Source organism: Azospirillum sp. (genome assembly GCF_050789165.1).
Map to the genome: position 1 here is coordinate 207,732 of NZ_JBOZRT010000093.1, position 16,111 is coordinate 223,842.

At 71.1% G+C, this 16,111-nt stretch carries 16 protein-coding genes; 10 read left to right on the forward strand and 6 right to left on the reverse strand.

Features of this window, described 5'->3' with window-relative positions; translation table 11 throughout:
* The first annotated feature begins 14 nt into the window (after window positions 1-14).
* The 10 genes from ACRWK7_RS20970 (at window position 15) to ACRWK7_RS21015 (ending at window position 9,044) form a co-directional block, all read left to right on the forward strand.
* A complete protein-coding gene (locus ACRWK7_RS20970; protein ID WP_431858226.1) occupies window positions 15-665 on the forward strand; it encodes a CpaD family pilus assembly lipoprotein in 651 nt (216 codons plus the stop codon).
* Window positions 662-1,846 carry an AAA family ATPase gene (locus ACRWK7_RS20975; RefSeq protein WP_431858227.1) on the forward strand — a complete coding sequence of 395 codons (1,185 nt, stop codon included), beginning with the start codon at window positions 662-664 and terminating at the stop codon, window positions 1,844-1,846. Before ACRWK7_RS20970 ends, ACRWK7_RS20975 begins: the two co-directional genes overlap by 4 nt.
* Window positions 1,843-3,243 (forward strand): CpaF family protein, encoded by a 1,401-nt coding sequence (locus tag ACRWK7_RS20980; RefSeq protein ID WP_431858228.1) that lies wholly within the window; start codon window positions 1,843-1,845, stop codon window positions 3,241-3,243. The genes ACRWK7_RS20975 and ACRWK7_RS20980 overlap by 4 nt, the downstream gene beginning before the upstream one ends.
* Complete coding sequence (locus tag ACRWK7_RS20985) at window positions 3,240-4,181, forward strand: type II secretion system F family protein (RefSeq protein WP_431858229.1); 942 nt, start codon at window positions 3,240-3,242, stop codon at window positions 4,179-4,181. The genes ACRWK7_RS20980 and ACRWK7_RS20985 overlap by 4 nt, the downstream gene beginning before the upstream one ends.
* Window positions 4,178-5,116 (forward strand): type II secretion system F family protein, encoded by a 939-nt coding sequence (locus tag ACRWK7_RS20990; protein ID WP_431858230.1) that lies wholly within the window; start codon window positions 4,178-4,180, stop codon window positions 5,114-5,116. The genes ACRWK7_RS20985 and ACRWK7_RS20990 overlap by 4 nt, the downstream gene beginning before the upstream one ends.
* A gap of 9 nt (window positions 5,117-5,125) precedes the next feature.
* On the forward strand, window positions 5,126-5,944 hold the full coding sequence (locus tag ACRWK7_RS20995) for a tetratricopeptide repeat protein (protein ID WP_431858231.1): 819 nt from the start codon (window positions 5,126-5,128) through the stop codon (window positions 5,942-5,944).
* An 8-nt stretch (window positions 5,945-5,952) separates the two neighbouring features.
* Entirely contained in the window at window positions 5,953-7,224 is a 1,272-nt protein-coding gene (locus ACRWK7_RS21000; RefSeq protein ID WP_431858232.1) for a pilus assembly protein TadG-related protein, read from the forward strand.
* 8 nt (window positions 7,225-7,232) lie between these two features.
* A complete protein-coding gene (locus ACRWK7_RS21005; RefSeq protein WP_431858233.1) occupies window positions 7,233-7,667 on the forward strand; it encodes a TadE/TadG family type IV pilus assembly protein in 435 nt (144 codons plus the stop codon).
* 69 nt (window positions 7,668-7,736) lie between these two features.
* Entirely contained in the window at window positions 7,737-8,210 is a 474-nt protein-coding gene (locus ACRWK7_RS21010) for a TadE/TadG family type IV pilus assembly protein (RefSeq protein WP_431858234.1), read from the forward strand.
* A 99-nt stretch (window positions 8,211-8,309) separates the two neighbouring features.
* The gene (locus ACRWK7_RS21015; protein WP_431858235.1) at window positions 8,310-9,044 is read left to right on the forward strand and encodes a methyltransferase; all 735 of its coding nucleotides are present in this window, start codon (window positions 8,310-8,312) and stop codon (window positions 9,042-9,044) included.
* 93 nt (window positions 9,045-9,137) lie between these two features.
* Here the strand turns inward: ACRWK7_RS21015 and ACRWK7_RS21020 are convergent, their stop codons facing one another.
* The 6 genes from ACRWK7_RS21020 to ACRWK7_RS21045 form a co-directional block, all read right to left on the reverse strand.
* On the reverse strand, window positions 9,138-10,349 hold the full coding sequence (locus ACRWK7_RS21020; RefSeq protein WP_431858236.1) for an NnrS family protein: 1,212 nt from the start codon (window positions 10,347-10,349) through the stop codon (window positions 9,138-9,140).
* Complete coding sequence (locus ACRWK7_RS21025) at window positions 10,346-11,098, reverse strand: ABC transporter ATP-binding protein (protein WP_431858237.1); 753 nt, start codon at window positions 11,096-11,098, stop codon at window positions 10,346-10,348. Before ACRWK7_RS21025 ends, ACRWK7_RS21020 begins: the two co-directional genes overlap by 4 nt.
* A 2-nt stretch (window positions 11,099-11,100) precedes the next feature.
* On the reverse strand, window positions 11,101-13,326 hold the full coding sequence (locus ACRWK7_RS21030; RefSeq protein WP_431858238.1) for a TonB-dependent receptor family protein: 2,226 nt from the start codon (window positions 13,324-13,326) through the stop codon (window positions 11,101-11,103).
* Window positions 13,327-13,452: 126 nt separating this feature from the next.
* Complete coding sequence (locus tag ACRWK7_RS21035; protein ID WP_431858239.1) at window positions 13,453-14,154, reverse strand: Crp/Fnr family transcriptional regulator; 702 nt, start codon at window positions 14,152-14,154, stop codon at window positions 13,453-13,455.
* A complete protein-coding gene (locus ACRWK7_RS21040) occupies window positions 14,151-14,963 on the reverse strand; it encodes an ABC transporter permease (protein ID WP_431858240.1) in 813 nt (270 codons plus the stop codon). The genes ACRWK7_RS21035 and ACRWK7_RS21040 overlap by 4 nt, the downstream gene beginning before the upstream one ends.
* A 7-nt stretch (window positions 14,964-14,970) precedes the next feature.
* The gene (locus ACRWK7_RS21045) at window positions 14,971-15,957 is read right to left on the reverse strand and encodes an ABC transporter substrate-binding protein (RefSeq protein WP_431858241.1); all 987 of its coding nucleotides are present in this window, start codon (window positions 15,955-15,957) and stop codon (window positions 14,971-14,973) included.
* Window positions 15,958-16,111: the final 154 nt, after the last annotated feature.

The following is a 16,111-nucleotide window of genomic DNA, read 5'->3' on the forward strand; positions in this document are numbered from 1 at the left end:
GGAGGAGAAGACCCATGTCCGTGAACCGTTCCCTGGCCTCCGTCCTCACCGTCCTCGCCACGCTGACCGCGGGCTGCACGCCGCAAATCGACGCCTACGACGCGGCCCGCATCCGCGCGACGCGCAACGCCGGTGCGATCGAGACGCGGCGGCAGGTCGTCGTCGCGACGGTCGATCCGGCCGGCAACGCCCCGGAGGCCGATGTGCGGGCGATGGCCCAGGCCGTCGGCTCCCTAGGCGAGCCGCAAAGCACGCACGCGGTGGTCTCCGGGGCCGGCACCGACCGCACCCGCCGCGCCGCCCTGCGTTACCTGGACCGCTTCGGCATTCCGCGCGCCAACGTCGTGTTCTCCGGCGAAGCGGCGTCCGGGCCGGCACTGACCGTATCGTTGACCCGGTTCACGGTCACGCCGGCCGAATGTCCCGCCTGGGGCGACCTGCTGGAAAATTACGTCAGCAACGCCCCGACCATCCCGCTCGGCTGCGCCAACACGCGGAACTTCCAGATGATGGTGCAGGATCCCCGCGATCTGGTGGTTGGCCGGGCGCTGGAACCGTCGCTCGCCAAAAAGGAGGCTGCGGGCGTCCAGCGCTACATGGAGGACAAGGTCAGGCCGCTGCCTCGGGAGTCGGCGAGCGACGTCTACAAGGAGGGGCAGAAATGACCTACTCGACGACCACCGCCGCCCCCGCGGCGGATACCCGCCTGACCTTTCGCGCCTTCCTGACCGACAAGGAGGATCAGGCGGCGGCGCGCGGCGCGGCCGAAGCGCTCAAGCTGGATCTCTCGATGCAGACGGGCACCATTCGCACGGCGGTGCGCTCCATCGACGGCGAGCGGTGTCCGGACGCGATGCTCGTCGACCTGTCCGGCATCGACGACGAACTCAGCGCCATGGAAGCGCTCGCCCACGTGTGCGAACCGCACGTGAAGGTCATCGCCGTCGGCGAGCGCAACGACATCGGGCTTTATCGGCATCTGCGGAACCTCGGCGTCGTCGAATATCTATACCGGCCGCTCACGCAGCCGCTCTTGGAAGACGCGATCCGGATCGCACTGAACCGGCCGTCGCGGCGCAGGACCGAACGGTTCGGCAAGCTGGTGTGCGTTGCCGGCGCGCGCGGCGGGACCGGGACGTCGACGCTGGCGGTCAATCTTGCGGCCTACCTTGCGCAGGTCCAGCGCCGGCGGGTCGCTCTGGCGGACTACGACATCGCGGCCGGCACGTGCGGCCTGCTGCTGAACGTCACCCCGAACGCCGCGTTGCGCGAAGCCCTGGCAGCCCCGGACCGGCTCGACGCCAAGTTCCTGGAACGCGCCATGGTGCGCATCGACGAGCGCCTGGATCTGCTTGGCTCGGACGGCGAGCGGCCGGCGGCGGCCCATCTCGACGCGGGCGCCTTCCTCCAGGTGTTCGATCTCGTTCGCTCGATCTACCATTACACGGTCGCCGACATCCCGGCCTCGATAACGGCGTCCTTGCCGGACGTCCTCACCAGCGCTGACATGGTTCTGCTGGTCATGGACGGTTCGCTCGCCTGCGCGCGCGATGCCGCGCGCCTGTTGCGCGACCTCGCGGCAGCCGGCGTGGACGGCCGCGCCGTCCTGAACCGCGCCGGCGCGCCCGGACAGATCGCCATCGCCGACTTGGAGCGCATCCTCGGCCGGCGACCCGACTTCTCGGTGCCGTTCCTGCCAAGCGCGTTCACCGATGCCGCCGCCACCGGAACGCCTGCGTTCAAGCAAAGCCGCCGCCTGGCCGCCGCCATCGGCCGTATCGCCCAGGAAGTGTCGGGCCGGCCGGCGCCGCGCCGCTCGATGCTGGACCGGGTGCTCGGGCGATGAGCGGGGTTCTCTTCGGACGGCGCGGGCGACCGAGCGAAACGCCGGTCTCCGCCCCCGCACCGGCGGCCATCGCGCCGTCCCCCCAGGTTCCGTACCTGAGGCTCGACGCGGAGCTCAGCGTGCGCAGCCGTTCGGACGCGGCCGAGCTGGTCCGTGCCGAAGTGCTCCGCCGCATCGACCACGCGCAAGCCGCGGCGACCCCCCGGGATGTCCTGCGCGTGCAGCTGGAGGGGGCGATCGACGCGGCGGCCACCGACGTGCGGGCCCAGTTGAACGCTCGCGACCAGGCTGCCCTGGCCGCCGAACTCGTCGACGATATGCTCGGGTTGGGTCCGATCGAACCGCTGCTCGCGCGGGCCGACATCACCGAGATCATGGTCAACGGCCCGACCCAGGTTTGGGTGGAGATCGGTGGGCGCCTGCTGCGGACGGACATCACGTTCCGGGACGAAGCACAGCTGCAGAACATCTGCCGGCGCATCGTTGGCGCGGTTGGCCGCCGGGTCGATGAAAGCAGCCCGATCTGCGACGCCCGCTTGGCCGATGGTTCGCGCGTCAGCGTCGTCGTGCCGCCGCTGGCGCTGGACGGCACGACGCTGACGATCCGCAAATTCGCCAAGGAGCGCCTCACCGTCGACAAGCTCATCGGCATGCGAACGATGTCGCGGGAATGCGCGCTCCTCCTCAACATCGCATCGCGGGTCCGCTGCAACATCCTGGTGAGCGGCGGCACGGGCAGCGGCAAGACCACGCTGCTGAACTGCCTGACAAGCAACATCGACCACGGCGAGCGCATCATCACCATCGAGGACTCCGCCGAGCTGCAGCTCCAGCAGCCGCACGTCGTGCGCCTGGAGACCCGGCCGCCAAGCATCGAGGGAACCGGCGAGGTCACCATGCGCACGCTTCTCAAGGCCAGCCTGCGTATGCGGCCGGAGCGGATCATCATCGGCGAAGTGCGCGGGCCCGAGGCCATCGACCTGCTGCAGGCCATGAACACCGGCCATCCCGGATCAATGAGCACCGTGCACGCCAACTCCCCGCGCGAGGCCTTGAGCCGCCTGGAGACCATGGTGGCCATGGGGTCCACCAACCTGCCGGCCCGCATGGTCCGGGAACAGATCGCCATGGCGCTCGACCTGATCGTCCAGGTCGAACGCCTGCGCGACGGCAGCCGCAAGGTCGTGCAGGTCAGCGAGGTGGTCGGCATGGAAGGCGACGTCGTGACGCTGCAGGACCTGATGACCTTCCAGATCGAGGACGACGGCACCGGCGACTCGGTGGTCGGCACGCACCGCGGCACCGGCATCCGGCCGCGGTTCTGGGAGAAGGCACGGATCTGGGGTCTGCACACGCAGTTGGCCGAAGTCCTTGCCGCCGAGAAGGCAACGTCATGAACCGGACGATGATCCTGGCCGGTCTGGCGCTGCTCGCCTTCCTGGCCGCCGCATGCCTCTGGCTTCTGGACCGTCGCCGGACCCAGGCGAGGCGGCGCGTCATCGCGCTCAGTCAGGCCGCAGATCGGCCGAAGACGGTGACCCGCCCGCTTCTCCGGTCGTCGCGGCGCGACGCCGGCTCCATCCTCGACGCGGTCATCGGGCGGCATGCGCCCCTGGCGGCGCCCCTGCCGGTGACCCGCCCCATCGGCTTCGCGCTGGGTGCGCTGAGCGCCGCGGGAGCCCATCTGTTCGTGCACCTGTTCCTGGCGGCGCCAGCGGGGCTGGGGGCTGCGGCGGCCCTTCTGGCCTTCCTCGCCACGCCTCGCGTCGTCTGCCGCGTCAGCCTTGCCCGTCAGCGCTTCCTGCTTCTCGACCAGATGCCCGGCATGCTCGGCCTGCTGGTGCGGGCGGTGCGCACGGGAATTCCCGTCACCGACGGCGCCCGGCTCGTCGCCAACGAATGCCCGTCGCCGACGGCCGAGGAGTTCCTCATGGTGGTCCAGGCGACTTTGGTGGGCACGCCGCTCGAGGACGCCCTCGAAGCCATGGCGGAGCGCACCGGGATGCCGGAATACCGGTTCTTCGTCACCGCGATCAGCCTGCAGCGGGAAACCGGGGGCAACCTCGGCGAGACGCTCACGAATCTCGCGAGCGTGATCCGCGCCCGCAAGGCACTTCGCCTCAAGGCCAAGGCCCTGTCCTCGGAGGCCCGCACCTCGGTGTACGTGCTGTCGGCCTTGCCCTTCGTGTCCGGTGCGGCCCTCTCGGCGCTCAACCCGCAGTACATGGACAAGCTGTTCCACACGCAGAGCGGCCACACGCTGCTCGGACTGGCCGGCGCTCTGCTCGCCGTTGGCGTCGGCAGCATGCAGCTCATGATCCGGAGGCTTGGATGACCCTCACGCTCCCCCCGGAACGCATCGCCATCATTACCGGACTGATCGCGCTCTTCAGCGTCGCAGCCCTGGTCCTCTGGGAAACCGAACGGCGTCGGCGCGCGCTTCTTCGCACCGGCACGCGCCAGCCCGGGCAGGCTGGACGGCCGGCCGGCGGGCGGCGGCGGCCGCGTTCCAGCCTGCTTCACCGGCTGGGATCCGCTGCGGCGCAGACCGCCATGATCGGACGCAAAGGGGTGGAGGAGACCGAACAGGCCCTGATGCTCGCCGGCTTCCGCGGCCGCGCTGCCCTGAACAAGCTGATGGGGCTGCGCGTTCTCGGCCTGTTCGCGGGCATGCTCGGTCCCGTTCTGTGGGCGCACACGACGCACCCGATGTCCGGTGCGCCGCTGCTGCTCGTGACGCTGATCGGGCTTCTGCTCGGGTGGCGCAGTCCGATGATCGTCCTCGACTACATGGGCAAGCGGCGCCGGGCGCGGCTGGACCGTGAGCTGCCGAACGCCATCGATCTGCTCGTCGTCTGCGGCGAGGCCGGGCTCAGCGTCGAGGCCAGCGTCGATCGCCTGGTGCGCGAAATCGCCAGCGCCAGTCCGGACATCGCCGCCGAGTTCGCCACTGTGTCAGCCGAACTCCGCATTCTTCCGGAGCGCAGCATGGCCTTCGCCAACCTGCACGAGCGCATCCGCACCGACGGCGCCCGCGCCCTGGCGACGACGCTGTCGCAGGCGTCCCGCTACGGCACGCCGCTCGGCACGGCGTTGCGGGTCCTCAGCGGCGAGATGCGCAGCGCCTACCAGCTCCGCATGGAAGAGCGGGCGGCCCGGCTGCCGGTGCTCATCACCCTGCCGATGGTGCTCTGCATCCTGCCGTGCGTCTTCATCGTGGCCGGCGGCCCGTCCTTCATCGATCTCGCCAAAGTCCTTGGCAGCATGTGAGAGGCAGTCATGAATATCCGCATCGGAACCACCGCCTGCCTGCTGATCGCCACCGCGTCGCTCGCCGCGTGCGCCGGCGCGCCGGCCAACGGCGCAGACCCCGTCTCTCTCGGTCCCCAGGACCATGTCGCCGCCACCGACGACACGACGGTGCGCGTGCGCTTGGCCGCCGCCAGTCTGGCGGCGGGCAACGTCTCGGCCGCCGCGCAGCTTTACCGCGAGGTGGTGGACCGCGACCCGCAGAACGGAGCAGCCCTGCTCGGCCTCGGCGACGCCCTTGTCAGAATGCGCACGTGGGACGAGGCGGCCAACGCCTACGAGCGGGCGACCAAGGCCTCGCCCCGGGCCACCGCGCCGCGCGTCCGGCTGGGCCGGCTTTATCTGCAGATGCAGCAGCCGAAGCCCGCGCTCGACCGTTTCAGCGAAGCCGTCGCCCTCGATCCTAAAGACATCAAGGCGCGCAACGGCCGGGGCGTCGCGCTGGATCTGCTTGGGCAACACGACGAGGCCGCCGCGGAATACCAGAGGGTTCTGGCGATCAAGCCAGGCGACCGCAGCGCGTCGAACAACCTGGCGCTGTCGCTGGCGCTTTCCGGCCAGACGTCGGAAGCCGTGCAGCGTCTGGAGCGGATGGCGCAGGCCGCCGACACCCCGCCGCGGGTCCGCCAGAACCTCGCGCTGGCGCTGGGTCTGTCCGGCAACGTGCAGCGGGCCCGGTCGGTCGCCAGCTTCGATCTCACGTCCGAGGAGATCGCCAGCAACGAGCGCTTTCTGGAGACGATCCGGCCACTGCTGCACCACACCGGGAAGGAGAACGGCGCGTCATGAGGCAGAGGTTGCGCACGCTGCTCGGCGACCGGCGGGGCGTGGTCGCCATCATGTTCGCCCTTGCCCTGCCGGTAACCGTGGGCGTGGCGGGCCTTGGGGTCGAAGCCGGGGAGTGGTTTCTGCTCAAGCGTCGTGCGCAGACCGCGGCTGATGCGGCAGCCTACGCCGGCGCGCTTGAAATCGCCCGGGGCGATCGCGGGCAGGCACAACCGGTGGCGCTGGGGGAAAGCGCCCGGAACGGCTATCCCAACGGTGCCCCGATCAGCGTGGCGGTGAACGTCCCGCCGACGACAGGGCCACAGGCCGGCAACGCCAACGCAGTCGAGGTCATCGTCACCCAGCAACAGCCGGTCCGCTTCGCGGCCCTGTTCATCGCCGGCCCCGAGAACATCACGGCCCGCGCCGTGGCCAGCCTCACCCAACTCGGCAACGCCTGCATACTGGCCCTCGACCGCACCGCCAGACGAGCCTTGCAGACGACCGGCAACAGCGTCGTCCAGATGAACGAATGCTCGCTCGCCTCGAACTCGTCGAACGCGGAGAGCATGTACTTCTCCGGCAGTTCACAGGTGTCGGCGCCGACCGCGTGGTCGGCCGGCGGCATCGTTCAAAGCGGCTCGTCGACGCCGCAGTTCCCCGGGGGAACGCTCGCTTTCGCCTGGCCGGTCCAGGACCCCTACGCCGGACTGACGATCACGCTTCCGCCGGCCCCAAATTGCAACAACCCGAGGGCGGTGACATTCAGTTCGACGACGCTGTCGCCCGGCGTGTTCTGCGGCGGCATCAACGTCGGTTCCGGCGCCACCGTGGTCCTGAACCCCGGCACCTACTACCTGGACCAGGGCGACTTCAGCGTGGGATCCAACGCAACCGTCACCTGCGCCTGCACCGCCGCCGGGTCCGGCGTGACCATAGTGCTGACCAGTTCCAAGACCGTGAACAGGATCGGCAGCGTCACCATCAACGGTCAGGCCCATGTCACGCTCCGGGCGCCCAGCGCCGCCGGCTACCCCTATCCCGGCATCCTGTTCTTCCAGGATCGCCGCAGCACCTCGAACACGGTCAACCACCTGAACGGCGGCAGCAACCTACAGCTGACCGGGGCACTCTACTTTCCAAGCTCGCCCGTCGATTGGAACGGCAATTCGACCGCCGCCGGCTGCACGCAGATCATTGCCGACACGGTCACCATCTCGGGCGACACGTCCCTGACCAACACCGGTTGCGCCGCTCTCGGCCTGCAGCCGATCAGCCTGGCCTTCGCCAGGCTCACCGAATGAGGCCCGCCATGCGCCTTGCTTCATGGGTGTGCCGTCGCGGAACGGCCGCTGTCGAGTTTGCGCTCATCGCGCCGTTTCTGCTTCTCCTGCTCGGCGGCATCATCGAGCTCGGCCGCGCCGTCTACGACAACGCGGCGCTCGCCGGCGCCGCACGGGCGGGTGCCCAATACGCCTGGCTGGAACCCAACGACAACGCGGGCATCGTCGCCGCCGCGTCCGCCGCGTCCGGACTTCCGGCCGGCAGCATCCGGGTGTCCGCCCCGGTGCGCTTTTGCGAATGCCCGAACGGCGCGGCGTCGAGCTGCGACACAGGTTGTGCGTCGGGTGCGCTGCGGCGCTTCGTGCAGGTCGACGTCCAGCGCGACTTCGGCCGGATCTCGAACCTGCTCACGGTCGTGGTGCCGTCGGTGCTCACGGCCCGCGCCGTCGTCCGAACGCAATGAGAGATTCCCGGCGGCGGCCGAAGGCGCTCGGGAAAGCGCGTGCGTGCAACCTCGAACCGTGAGGAGCCCATGACTGCCATCCCTGAGCGGGACGATCGCGCGAGGCGGATGGCGGCCCTGTGCCGCGCCGTCAGCTCCGCCACGACGCGGTCCCGCATCCCGCGAAGCCGTCTGTCGCGCACGGACGGCACCACGTCGATTGAATTCGCGGTCATCGCGCTGTTCTTCTTCGCGTTGTCGCTCGGAGCCGTGGAGGTCGGGCGCGCCATGTGGGTGCGCAACTCGGTCCAGTTCGCCGCCGAGGAGGCGGCCCGTTGGGCGGTTGTCCGTCCGACGGCGACGACGACGCAGATCGAGGCCGAGTTGAACCGGCGCCTTACCGCCATCGGCCAAGGCGCGGCCACGGTGGGCGTGGCTTTCCAGACCAGCGGGGCGCGCAGCTACGTGGTGGTGACCGCCACGACGCCATTCCAGTCGGTCACCGGGCTTGTGCCGGTGGGGCCGATCACGCTGCTCGGGCGAGCCCGCATGCCGATTTCCTGACCGCGAAGGTGGGTGTCGGGCACGCCGGAGCGCGGGGGCGGCGCGCGGTCCGGCGCACACACACGCCGCCAACCCACCACCAGAAACCGGGAGCCGCCAATGGAGACCAAGAGCCAAGCCGATGACGAATCCGGGCGTGCCCAAGATCCCCGGGAGTTGATCGGCAAGGTGGCCCTCATCGCCACGTTCGCCACGATCTGGGGCTTGAACATGCTCTCCACGGGTGCGGGCCTGCTGGCCTTTTCGGAAGCCGGCGGCTCGCTGTCCAGCATGGCGCGCGTTCTTTCCGCCTTCTCAACCACCATGTTCACGACCATGTTCATCGTGTTCGTCTGGCGCCGTCACGGCGCCACGCACCGGCTACCGGGTATCATGCCGCGCCTCGACGCGCTGGCTGGAACATTCCTTCCCATGGCGCTGATGCTCCTGCCGCGCGCGGAGATCGGGAATGCGGGGCAGATGGCCTCATTCCTGCTGATCTGTGCGGGGATGTGCGCGTCGCTGTACGTTCTGCATTTCCTGGGGACATCGCTGAGCCTCACGCCGCAGGCGCGCCGTCTGGTCGTGGATGGTCCCTACGCTCTGGTCAGGCACCCGCTTTACGTCTGTGAGGCCGTAGCGGGCGTCGGATTCTTTCTGCAGGTCGCCTCGTGGCAGGCGTTGCTCATCCTATGCACGCAGTTCATGTTCCAGATCCGCCGCATGCTGAACGAGGAACAGGTGCTGTGGATCGCGTTCCCCGACTATGCAGCCTATGCGGCGCGGACCCCACGGCTTTTCCCCAAACTGGTGAAGGGCGACGTTGGCGCGCAGATCGGACGACGGGTGGGGTAGAGGGCCATGGCGGGTAGGGAAGCGTTCCCGCCACACCGGCTCGCCACCCTACCGGCCACAGCGTTCCACCGCCCCGCAAAGTCCGGCTCCGGCTCAGCCGCCGCGGCCGTCCGGAGCGCGCGGCGTGGATAGGAACGGCCAATACGCCGTCAGCCAGACCAGGAAGGACGCGGCCCACAGCGCCGCGGCCAGGGCGAACGGCGGGCCGGGCGGTGACGGAAGGGCGCCGAGGTCAGGCAGGGTCCGGGCGAGCGCCGCCAGGACGAGCAGGGCGAACGCCACCCGCGCGGCGCGCGGGAGAGGCAGCGGGCGGCCGGTGTGGAACAGGCCGGCGATGGCGAACACCGCCAGCACGCCGAGCCCCAAACCGCCCATCAGCGACAGGTGCAGGGCGGCGGTCTCGGGGAAGGGTGCCCCCAGGCGCGCCGCACCGACCAGCAGCAGCCCCACCCCGGCCAGAAGGCTCGACCCCGAAAGGGCGAGGATCTCCGCCCGCGCCGCCTCGCGGCCAACGAAGCCCTCGGCGACGCGGTCGAGGAATGCGGCGCCGGCGGCGATGGTCAGGTAGGCGGTCACCGCCGGCGACCAGCCCGCCAGCGTTCCGGCGATCACCAGCGCGACGAGTCCCGGCGCGAGGTTGCGTCGGCCGGGATGCGGCCGGTAGGGCGACGTCTCCTCGCTGGGGTCGAGCACCAGGTTGGTCACCGGCACGCCGATGCGCGCCAGCACGAGACCCAGCAGACCGAGGAAGACCAGCGCGGCGAGGTGCAGCCCGGCGCGGGCGAGGTCGGCGTCGCCGGTGAGGACGCCGAGGCGCACGGCGGCGCCGGTCAGTGCCAGGGCACCCAGCCAGCCGATCATGGCGGCCAGCCGCGTGGTCCGCTTACGCCACGACACCGCGGCGACGTAAAGCGGAAGCGCGAACAGCCAGAGGAGATCGGCGACCCCGCCGGCCACCGCCAGCGTGTCGGTGCCGACGAACCCGGCGACCCGCCCGGCCGCCCACAGGCCGGCCAGCGCGAACAGCGGGCGGCCGCGCAGGCGCCGCGTGTCGGACCATTCGGGAATTGCGGTGGTGATGAAGCCGATGAGGGCTGCGCCGTAGGACCCGAAGATCATCTCGTGCGCGTGCCACAGGCCTGAGGGCAGCGCGCTCGCGCCCGGCAGCTGGAAGCCGTGGACGACCACCCACAGGAACGGCCACAGCGCCGCGTGCAGCGCCGACAGCGGGAAGAACAGGCGCAGCCCCTCGTCGCCGAGCACCGCCCACAGTGCCGGACGCGCGCTCGTCTGAACCGCATTCATGGCGCCCGCCGTTCGTCGATGTCGTGGATGTGGCGGAACAGCGGGTCGTCGGTCAGGAACGCCGACACCATCCGGTGCAGGTCGCCGTCGCCGCGCTCGCCCGGTGTACCGTCCACGGTGCGCTCCCCGGCGATGCCGCGGCCGTGCGCGTCCATGACGGCGATGCGGTGCGCGACGCGGGCCGCCTCCATCAGGTCGTGCGTGATGAACAGGGCGGCGAAGCGCAGGGCGCGCGCGGCGCCGATGACGAGATCCTGCATGCGGCGCTTCAGCGCGACGTCGAGCGCGGTGAACGGCTCGTCGAAATAGACGAAGTCCGGCTCGATCGCCAGCGCGCGGGCGATGGCCACGCGCTGGCGCATGCCGCCCGACAGCTCCACCGGGTACTTGCCGAGGTCGGCGGGCTCCAGCGCGGCGCGCGCGGCGGCGGCCTCGGCAAGCACTCGCCGCTCGCCGCGCGGCAGCCCCTGGACGCGCAGCGGATAGGCGATGTTGTCGCGCGCCGTCGCCCAGGGCAGCAGGCGCGGCTCCTGGAACACCATGCCGTGGCGACGGTAGCCCCGCTCGACCCGGCCGCGCAGCGGCTCGACCACGCCGGCGGCGATGTGCGCCAGCGTGCTCTTGCCGCAACCCGAGGGGCCGACCAGCGCCACCACCTCGCCCGCCGCCAGCGTCAGGTCCACCGCGTCCAGCACGGTGCGGCCGAGGTAGGCGTGGCCAAGGCCCTTCAGCCCCAGGACGGCCGCCATGGTCAGAACTTCGCCTTCAGGCCGGCGTAGACGGCCCGGCCGTCGCCCGGCAGGTAGACCGCCTGGGTCGGGCTCGCCTGGTCGACGATCAGCGTTGAGGAGGCGTAGGTCTTGTCGAACAGGTTGCGCACCTCGCCGTAGACGCTGACGTGCTCGTTGAGGTCGTAGCTGGCGCGCAGGTTCACCGTGGCGAACGGATCGGCGTAGACCGTGTTCATGTTGTCCACCGGCGTCTTGCCCGGTCGCCAGTCGACCTCCGCCTGCACGAAGAAGGCGGGGGTGACGTCGTAGCGCAGCGCAGCGTTGACGACGTGCGGCGGCGCCCCGGCCAGCCGGTTGTTGCCACGCAGCGGGTCGCCCTCGAAGCGGAAGTCCTGGAAGGTGTAGGCGACGCGCCCGCTCAGCGTGTCGGTCAGGACGGCGGATACCCCCAGCTCGACGCCGAAGTGCCGCGTCCGGTCGGCGTTCACCGCGCCGAGCGGCGCCCCGGTCACGTCGCGCAGGCTGAGCAGCTCGTTCTTCACCCAGGAATAGTAGGTCCCGGCATCCAGCATCGCCGGGCCGAGGCGGCCGCGCCAGCCGGCCTCGACGGTGGTCGCGGTCTGCGCCTTGAGGTCGGGCGTGCGGTAGGCGGCGGACACCGTCGCCGGGCTGGCCGGGTTGGGGCGGCCCGGGCTGCTGTTCGGCGTGCCGTTCACCGTGGCGATCAGGTCGTCGTGGGTCGGCGGCTCGAAGCCGCGGCTGACCGCGCCGTAGACGGTGTGGTCGGGGGCCGGCTTCCAGGTCAGGCCCAGGCTGGGGCTGATGCCGGTGTAGGAGCGCGAGTAGCTGGTGTCGCCCGCCGGGATCGAACCGGCCGGCAGCGCCAGCATCGGGTTCATCGGGTTGTAGGCGATGGTCGGGCGCCGGGCGCCGGGGAAGGTGTCGTCGTTGTCGCGCGTGGCGTGCGCGACCGTCACGCCGGGGGAGACCGTGACGCCGCCGCCGAGCGGCACGTTCAGGCCGCTGTGCACCGACAGCGTGCTGGCGTCCAGCTTGCTTTGGCCGAGCAGCGGCCCCTGGGTGCCGGCGCGGTTGAGGAAATCCTGCCGGTCGGCCGAGCCGACCACGTAGCGCACGGTGGTTTCGAACAGCGGCAGCGGCTGGCTCTGGTCGGGGCTGTAGGCGTAGCGGCCGACGACGGTGACGTCGCCGCCCTCGGTCTTGCGGATGCCGGAGGAGATCGGGAAGCGGAAGGTGTCGTCGGTGTGGGTGTAGCCCACCGCGGCGTCGAAGAGGTGCGCCCCGAAGGTGGCGGTGGTGCGGTTGCCGACGCGGAACTGGCGCGCGTCGCGCTGCGGCTGGTCGCGCACCACGTTCGGTCCCGCCTCGGTCGCCACGCCGCCGACGACGCGCGGGCCGGTGTGGACCCGCCGCGGGTCGCTTCCCAGCGCCTGTTTGGTCAGCGGGCCGGGCACGTCGAAGGACAGGTCGGTGTAGCCGGCGAAGAAGCGTGTGCGGACGTTGTCCGACAGCTGGGCGCCGACGTTGGCGTCGACGCTCGTGCGTTCCGACTGGTTGTGGTCGCGGTAGCCGTCGCGCCGGCCGCGCTGGATCTGCACCAGCCCGTCCAGGGTTCCGGCGCGTCCACCGGCCTGCGCGGTGGTGTTGAACTGGCCGAAGCTGCCGCCCTCGATGCCGAAACGCACGCCCGGCGCGGAGGAGCCGGTGGGCGAGACGAAGTTGACGGCGCCGCCCAACACCGTGGCGCCCAGGCGGTTGCTGGTGTAACCGCGGTAGATCTCGGTGCTCTCCGCCTGCCGCGGGTTCGCCAGCCCGACGATGTAGGAGCCGTCGGCACGGTTGAGCGGCAACCCGTCCTGGAGGGCGAGGATGCCGCGCTCCACCGGATTCTGCTGCAGGCCGGAGCCGCGGATCTGGATGCGCGGCTGGTCGTTGCCGCCGAAGAAGTTCTGCACCACCACGCCGGGCACCGTCGCCAGCACGTCGCCGATGGTCACGGCCGGCTTGCCGGCCTGCTCCTCCTCGGTGACCAGAGCGGTGCCGCCGGGGATCGCCTCCAGCCGCTTGCGCAGCGTCCCGTTGCCGCCTGCGCTCCCCTCGACGGTGACAGGATCGAGGACGACCGCGGATCCGGGAGCGGCGGACTGGCCGTAGGCGCTGCCGGCGGCGAGCGCCAGCACGGACGTGGCGGCGAGGAAGGCACGGTGCTGTCTGCGAATGGTCATGGCGATGGGGTCCCCTGGCCGGCGCCGCGCCCGGCAATTACGAATGATTTGCATTCGCAGTATAGGGAGCCGGAGCCGGCACCCTCTTGTCCGCGGACAAGTCGGGGCGGGAAATCGTACGCCCGCTTACGACGCGCCGCCGTCGTCCTCCTCCCCCTCGACGAAGCGGGCAAGGCGGGCGGAATCGTGCAGGGTGATGCGGCCGCGGTTTGCCTCGACGCCCAGCGCCGCCAGCTTGCGCAGCGTGCGCGACAGGGTGGGCGGGGTGATGGCGAGGCGGGCGGCGATCAGGTGCTGCTCGACAGGCAGGGTGAAGCTGCCGGCGTCCCGGCCGCCGCTCATCTGCAGCAGGATGGCGGCGACCCGGCGCTCGATCGACCAGCTCTTCAGGTGCTCGATCTGCTCGACCAGCTTCTGCATCTGGCGGAAGGTCGCGGCGACGATGGACAACCCGAGGCCGGGGTTGCCGGCGACCAGCGCGCGCAGCGCCGCCGTCTCGAACCGTGCCAGACGCAGCGGCGACGCGGCGTCGGCGCTGACCGGGTAGCGCGCGCCCTCGGTGATCAGCGCCTCGGCGAAGGACTCGCCGGGGCCGATGATCTTGATGACGGTGCGGGTGCCGTCGCTGGTGTCGCGCGACAGCGCCGCCCAGCCGTCCAGCACCACGAAGAAGGCATCGGCCGGGTCGCCCTGGAAGAACAGCGTCTGTCCCTCCGGCAAGGTCTCGCAGCGCGGGCGGCCGACGATCAGGCGGAACTCCTCGTCGCCGAGCGAGGCGAAAACGCTCGCCCGGCGGATTCGTGCCCAGTCGCTCGGGCCGGGCGTCACCGCTTCACGCCCCAGGGGCGTGCCGCCTCTCGCCAGCGCTCGAACTCGGCGCGGACCGGGTGGACCAGCGCGTATTCGACCAGAATCAGCCCGCCGACGGCGATCAGCACCCAGGCCAGGGCCTCGGCGACATCGAGGTTGGCGCGCGCCATCGCCAGGGCGCCGCCGATGCCGCCGGTGTTGGCCAGCAGCTCGGCCATCACCGCGACCTTGAACGCCGACCCCAGCGCCACGGTGAGCGCCGGGAACAGGAAGGCGGCGATGTGGCGCAGCCCCAGCGTGGTCAGCCGCGCCAGCGGGCCGGCGCCGAAGGCGCGCGCCATGTCGTCCAGGCCGCGGTCGCGGGTCAGCGCGCCCTCGGCGACGCCGACGAACACCACCGGCGTCGAGGCGACGACGATGGAGGTGACGATGGTCCCTTCGGTCGAGCCGAACCAGATCATGGCCAGCACGATCCAGGCGATCGGTGGCACGCCCAGCAGCACCGTCAGGATCGGTCGCGCCAGCCGCATGGTCGCCGGCGAATAGCCCGCGGCGATGCCGCCGAGAGTCCCCGCCAGCCCGGCCAGGGCGAACCCCTCCAGCGCGCGCAGCGTGGTGGTGGCCGCCAGCGCCCAGGAGGCGGGGTCGCCGGCGATGGTCCGGCCAGCAGCCAGCGTCGCCAGGGGTGCCGGCAGGATGAACGCGCCGAAGCGCTCGTGCCCGGCCTGCCAGACGGCGGCGAACAGCGCCAGCCCGGCCAGCCCAGCCCAGCCCGACCACAGGAACCGGCCCAGCCGGCCCAACCGCTCCGCGACCGCCCCCGTCATGCGCGGCCTACAGGTAGAACTCGGCGGCGGGGAGCTTGCCGCCGATGATCTTTGGGTCGGAGTCCGCCACCGCCCGGAACACCGCCTCCAGCGTCGGACGGGCCTCGCGGGCGCGGAGGGCCACGAGGTTGGAGTGCGGGATCGCCGCCGCGACCACGGGCGCCGGCAGGCCCAGCGGGCCCGCCGCGTCGCCGGCGGCGCGCGCCGGGTCGGCGTTCGCCGAGGCGGTCGCGGTGACCAGCGCCTCGTGCAGCGCCTCGACCACCGGGGCGTGCGCCTCCAGGAAGGCGGCGGAGACGCCCAGTCCGGCCTGCGGCAGCATCGGCGGCAGGCCGGTGGCCTTGCTCCACGCCTGCTGGACGTCAATGACCCGCGTCAGCGCCGTTCCGGCCATTCCGGCGCGCAGGATCGCCGCGGTCGCCACCGGCTCCGGCAGCAGCGCCGCGTCGGCGCGCCCGGTGAGCAAAAGCTGCACCGCCTCCATCGGCGTGCCGGTGAACTGGACGGCGATGCCGGCGTCGGGCGCCAAGCCCTCGGCGCTCAGCAGGCGGCGGAACAGCACGTCGGTGGTGTCGTTGCGAAAGGGAACGGCGACCGTCCTGCCCTTCAGGGCGGCGATCGAAGTCAGCGACGCGTCCGCCGCGACGAGGTACAGCAGCCCGTTGGACATCACGTTGACCAGCCGGACGCCCAGCCCTTTGTTGAACAGGTTGGCGGCCGACTGGGTCGGCAGCACGAAGGTCTGCATGGTGCCCGAGGTCAGCCCGGCACGCAGTTCGTCGGGGCTGCGCCACGCCTTGAACGTCACAGTGCCCGCCAGCTCGCGGAACGCCCCCGAGGCGATGGCGTGCAGGAGGGTCACCGACGGTCCCGCCGGCGGCCCCCAGAGCACCAACTCGTCCAGAGGCTTCGCCGCCGACGCGGAGGCGAGGGCGGACACCGACAGGGTCGTGGCCATGCCGGCGAGCATGGTGCGGCGGGTGATGGGGAGCATGGACGGACCTGTGCAGAGACACGCCGTGTGCGGAAACCCTCACGGCATCCGTTCCCTAGCACATAATGCGGATGAGAGTCATTCGCAATAATATGCAGAGGTGCGGCGTGATGACGCAGCGCCCCCCGGATGGGGGCAGCTCAGGTCAGTTATG

Coding starts and splice junctions, on each gene's coding strand:
- ACRWK7_RS21015 (WP_431858235.1), top strand. CDS start 8,310: ATGGAGACCAAGAGCCAAGCCGATGACGAATCCGGGCGTGCCCAAGAT.
- ACRWK7_RS20970 (WP_431858226.1), top strand. CDS start 15: ATGTCCGTGAACCGTTCCCTGGCCTCCGTCCTCACCGTCCTCGCCACG.
- ACRWK7_RS21030 (WP_431858238.1), bottom strand. CDS start 13,326: ATGACCATTCGCAGACAGCACCGTGCCTTCCTCGCCGCCACGTCCGTG.
- ACRWK7_RS21005 (WP_431858233.1), top strand. CDS start 7,233: ATGCGCCTTGCTTCATGGGTGTGCCGTCGCGGAACGGCCGCTGTCGAG.
- ACRWK7_RS21020 (WP_431858236.1), bottom strand. CDS start 10,349: ATGAATGCGGTTCAGACGAGCGCGCGTCCGGCACTGTGGGCGGTGCTC.
- ACRWK7_RS20985 (WP_431858229.1), top strand. CDS start 3,240: ATGAACCGGACGATGATCCTGGCCGGTCTGGCGCTGCTCGCCTTCCTG.
- ACRWK7_RS20995 (WP_431858231.1), top strand. CDS start 5,126: ATGAATATCCGCATCGGAACCACCGCCTGCCTGCTGATCGCCACCGCG.
- ACRWK7_RS21010 (WP_431858234.1), top strand. CDS start 7,737: ATGACTGCCATCCCTGAGCGGGACGATCGCGCGAGGCGGATGGCGGCC.
- ACRWK7_RS20975 (WP_431858227.1), top strand. CDS start 662: ATGACCTACTCGACGACCACCGCCGCCCCCGCGGCGGATACCCGCCTG.
- ACRWK7_RS21040 (WP_431858240.1), bottom strand. CDS start 14,963: ATGACGGGGGCGGTCGCGGAGCGGTTGGGCCGGCTGGGCCGGTTCCTG.
- ACRWK7_RS20980 (WP_431858228.1), top strand. CDS start 1,843: ATGAGCGGGGTTCTCTTCGGACGGCGCGGGCGACCGAGCGAAACGCCG.
- ACRWK7_RS21045 (WP_431858241.1), bottom strand. CDS start 15,957: ATGCTCCCCATCACCCGCCGCACCATGCTCGCCGGCATGGCCACGACC.
- ACRWK7_RS20990 (WP_431858230.1), top strand. CDS start 4,178: ATGACCCTCACGCTCCCCCCGGAACGCATCGCCATCATTACCGGACTG.
- ACRWK7_RS21025 (WP_431858237.1), bottom strand. CDS start 11,098: ATGGCGGCCGTCCTGGGGCTGAAGGGCCTTGGCCACGCCTACCTCGGC.